The 280-nt window shown below is 38.9% G+C and carries 1 protein-coding gene; it reads right to left on the bottom strand.

The window, feature by feature from the left end:
* On the bottom strand, positions 1–248 hold a 248-nt coding region (locus AB3I27_RS14045; RefSeq protein ID WP_192960691.1), incomplete at its 3' end, for a transposase.
* Positions 249–280: the final 32 nt, after the last annotated feature.

The raw sequence follows: 280 nt of genomic DNA, 5'->3' as shown, positions 1-280 counted from the left end.
TCTAACGGGTTTAACAAACAGTAAGAAAAGTGATGATCTTGAAAGAACTTTTCGACTGGTCTGGAATAAATCCCCGTTGCTTCAAAAACAATCAATGGACGTTCAGGCAAGTGCTGGATCTCTTCGAGTAATGCATGAAATCCTCTTTGAGTGTGTTCGATCTCGTCTTCAAATAAGCAGGTGTCGTCTTTGTATAGGACACTGTAGCTGTGTCCCATTGAAACATCTAATGCAAGAATGTAAGGCATTTGTTTTCCTCCTTTTTAAGTTTTGAAAGAAC

It is taken from the genome of Enterococcus sp. C46 (assembly GCF_040887565.1).
Lineage (GTDB): Bacteria > Bacillota > Bacilli > Lactobacillales > Enterococcaceae > Enterococcus_B > Enterococcus_B lactis.
The sequence above is the reverse complement of the archived record's forward strand: the minus strand, read 5'-3'. Positions and strand labels throughout refer to the sequence as shown.